This window comes from Kocuria sp. SM24M-10, from assembly GCF_001027955.1.
GTDB classification, from domain to species: Bacteria; Actinomycetota; Actinomycetes; order Actinomycetales; family Micrococcaceae; genus Kocuria; species Kocuria oceani.
The window spans coordinates 1-3,242 of the sequence record NZ_LDNX01000150.1 but is presented as its reverse complement, the minus strand read 5'-3'; the positions used below and the strand labels follow the sequence as shown (position 1 = coordinate 3,242).

4 protein-coding genes are annotated in these 3,242 nt (G+C 74.6%); 3 read left to right on the top strand and 1 reads right to left on the bottom strand.

Going from position 1 to position 3,242, the window contains the following annotated elements; translation table 11 throughout:
• Positions 1-83 precede the first annotated feature (83 nt).
• From ABL57_RS18355 to ybaK, 3 genes are read left to right on the top strand one after another with little or no spacing between them, the layout of a single operon-like run.
• On the top strand, positions 84-992 hold the full coding sequence (locus ABL57_RS18355; protein WP_047804930.1) for a sulfurtransferase: 909 nt from the start codon (positions 84-86) through the stop codon (positions 990-992).
• The gene (locus ABL57_RS18350) at positions 989-1,444 is read left to right on the top strand and encodes a SufE family protein (RefSeq protein ID WP_047804929.1); all 456 of its coding nucleotides are present in this window, start codon (positions 989-991) and stop codon (positions 1,442-1,444) included. Before ABL57_RS18355 ends, ABL57_RS18350 begins: the two co-directional genes overlap by 4 nt.
• Before the next feature lie 17 nt (positions 1,445-1,461).
• Positions 1,462-1,953 carry a Cys-tRNA(Pro) deacylase gene (ybaK, locus tag ABL57_RS18345; protein ID WP_047804928.1) on the top strand — a complete coding sequence of 164 codons (492 nt, stop codon included), beginning with the start codon at positions 1,462-1,464 and terminating at the stop codon, positions 1,951-1,953.
• Positions 1,954-1,959: 6 nt separating this feature from the next.
• Here the strand turns inward: ybaK and ABL57_RS18340 are convergent.
• Positions 1,960-3,242: S9 family peptidase (locus ABL57_RS18340; protein WP_047804927.1), on the bottom strand; the 1,283-nt coding region annotated here is incomplete at its 5' end.

Genomic DNA, 3,242 nt, shown 5'->3' with positions numbered 1-3,242 from the left:
GGTGCCGCCCGTGCGGGGGGCGGCACCCGGCCGGGAGCACTACGCTGGAGGGGAATCCGATCCCCACCCCGGAAGGAGCCCCCATGGGCGTTGCCGTGGAGAACAACGAAGAGTTCGCGCAGTACGCGCACCCCGAGCGGCTGGTGTCCACGCAGTGGGTCGCCGAGCACCTCGACGACCCGGGCGTGGTCCTCGTCGAGTCCGACGAGGACGTGCTGCTGTACGAGACCGGGCACGTCCCGGGCGCCGTGAAGGTGGACTGGCACACCGACCTGAACCGCCCCGACACCCGCGACTACGTCGACGGCGCGCAGTTCGCGGAGCTGATGTCCCGCAAGGGCATCTCCCGCGACACCACCGTGGTCGTCTACGGGGACAAGTCGAACTGGTGGGCCGCCTACGCCCTGTGGGTGTTCGAGCTGTTCGGCCACCCCGACGTGCGGCTCATGAACGGCGGGCGGGACAAGTGGATCGCCGAGGGCCGGGAGCTGTCCACCGACAAGGTCGTGCCCGAGCGCGCCGAGTACCCGGTGGTCGAGCGCGACGACTCCCGGGCCCGTGCGTACCAGGAGGACGTGCTCGGCCACCTCGGCGAGCAGCCGCTGATCGACGTCCGGTCCCTGCCGGAGTACACCGGTGAGCGCACGCACATGGCCGAGTACCCCCAGGAGGGCACGCTGCGCGGCGGGCACATCCCCACCGCGGCCTCCGTGCCGTGGGCCCGGGCCGCCGCCGAGGACGGCCGGTTCCGCTCCCGCCAGGAGCTCGAGGCGGTCTACCGCGACGAGGTCGGCCTGGCCGAGGACGACGACATCATCGCCTACTGCCGCATCGGCGAGCGCTCCAGCCACACCTGGTTCGTGCTGAAGTACCTGCTCGGCTTCGAGAAGGTGCGCAACTACGACGGCTCGTGGACCGAGTGGGGCAACTCCGTGCGCGTGCCGATCGTCCTCGGCGAGGAGCGCGGCGAGGCCCCGGGGGCGTCCCGATGAGCGCTCCGCTGCCCGCCCAGCTCGAGGAGCTCGTCGAGGACTTCACGGCCGTCCCGGAGGAGGACAAGCTCCAGCTGCTGCTGGAGTTCTCCCACTCCCTGCCGGCCCTGCCCGCCCGGCTCGGCGAGCATCCGGAGGAGCTGGAGCAGGTCGTGGAGTGCCAGTCGCCGCTGTTCCTGACCGTCGAGTGGGACGAGGGCAGCGAGCCGGGCCCCGAGGCCCCGGTGCGGCTGTTCTTCTCCGCCCCGGCCGAGGCGCCCACCACCCGCGGGTTCGCGTCCATCCTGCACGAGGGGCTCGACGGCCTGCCCGCCCGGCAGGTCCTCGAGGTCCCCGACGACCTGCCGGAGCGCTTCGGCCTGACCCAGCTCGTCTCCCCGCTGCGGATGCGGGGGATGTCGGCGATGCTCGGGCGGGTCAAGCGGCGCGTGCGCGAGCTCCAGGGCGCCTGAGGGCCGGGCCGCCCGTCATGGCCAGGACCGCCCGCCGCGCCGGGCCCACGGCCGCCGTCGCGCTCCTGGAGCGGGAGCGGGTGGCCTACGCCCGGCACGAGTACGAGCACGACCCCGCGGCGGCGTCCTTCGGCCTGGAGGCCGCCGCCGCGCTGGGCCGCGATCCCGCGCAGGTGTTCAAGACCCTCATGCTCGTCCACGAGCGCGACTGGGCGGTGGCGGTGCTGCCCGTCTCCGCCCGGCTGTCCGTGCGCGCGGCCGCAGCCGCGCTGGGCTGGAAGAGGGCCGCCCTGGCCGAGCCCAGGCTGGCGGAGCGGCGCACCGGCTACGTGGTGGGGGGCATCTCCCCGCTGGGCCAGAAGACCCCCTCCCCCACCCTGCTGGACGACTCCGCGCTCGGGTGGGCCACGGTGCTCGTCTCCGGCGGGCGCCGCGGCCTGGACGTGGAGCTGGCCCCGGCCGAGCTGCTGCGGCTCACCGGGGGCTGCACGGCGGCGCTGCGGAGCTGACCGGGCTCAGGGCCGCGCGGCCCCGGCTCCCCCGGCCGGCAGGGCGTCCTGCGCCAGCCGCTCCGGCAGCCACCTCCGCACCGCGTCCTCCCAGCGCCGCGGGTCCACGTTCCACTCCTTGGTGTGCCGGGCGCGGGTGAACGGCACGAACTCCACGAACCGGTTCAGCTCCGCGAGCCGGCGGGAGCTGGCGGCGGGGACGAACTCGTCGTCCACGGAGTGCAGCACCAGGGTGGGCGTGTGTAGCTGCTCGCTGCGGGAGAGCCAGTCGAGGGCCTTGAGGTCCACCGGCGCGGCGAGTCCGGTCAGCATCCGGCCCCCCGGGTGCGAGATGAGGCTGGTGGCCAGCCGGCCGATCCCGGAGGGGATGCGCCGGGTGCGGGAGTGGTGGGCGATCAGCTCGAACCAGTCCACGACCGGCCCGGTCAGCACCAGGGCGGCGATGTCGTCGCGGTAGAAGGAGAGATCGGCCGTCTGCAGGGAGATGGCCCCGCCCATGGACCAGCCGAAGAGCACGATCTGCGTGGCGCCGCGGGACTTGGCGTAGCTGATCGCCGTCTGCACGTCCTTCCACTCCGTGAACCCCAGCCCGTACCGGAAGTCGTGGGTGGGCGGCGCCTCGCGGTCGTTGCGGTAGGAAATCAGCAGGGAGGTCAGCCCGAGCTCCCGGGCCACGGGCACCGCGCGCACCGTCTCCATCCGGTTGGCCCCGCGCCCGTGCACCATGATCGCCCACGGCCCGGGCAGCTCCCGCGGCCGCTCGCCCTCCGGGGTGGGCCCGCCCTCGGCGGGCACGACCCAGCAGGGCGCCGGGCCGACCTCGATGGGGATCTCGACCTCCTCGAACGGCAGCCCGGCCGCACCGGGGTCCGGGTAGACGGTCCCGGACCAGAAGCCGCGGGAGGCCTTCGCGAGGTCCCCCGTGTAGACCTCCTCCACCACGCGGGTCACGGTGCCCTCCTGCGGGGAGTAGGAGCGGATCGCGCCGATCCGGGCGTGGCCGCGGCCGGCGTCGAAGCGCAGGCTGTAGGTGCCCGCCACGGTCGTGTCCACCGTGGCCGGCAGCTTCACGAGGGTCGTCGCGGCCGGGTCCCCGTCCTCGCCGGTGCGGGTCAGCCCGAGGATGGGCAGGTCCTCGGAACGGTACTTCGGCGGCACCACGACCTGCCGCGCGAAGTAGGCCGCGGCGGCGCTGGAGAGCCCGAAGGACAGGGAGGCCGCGCCCACGGTGGCGGCGGCGCCGACCACGGCGCCGCGGGCCCACGCCGTGGCGGGAGCGGGCGGCGCCG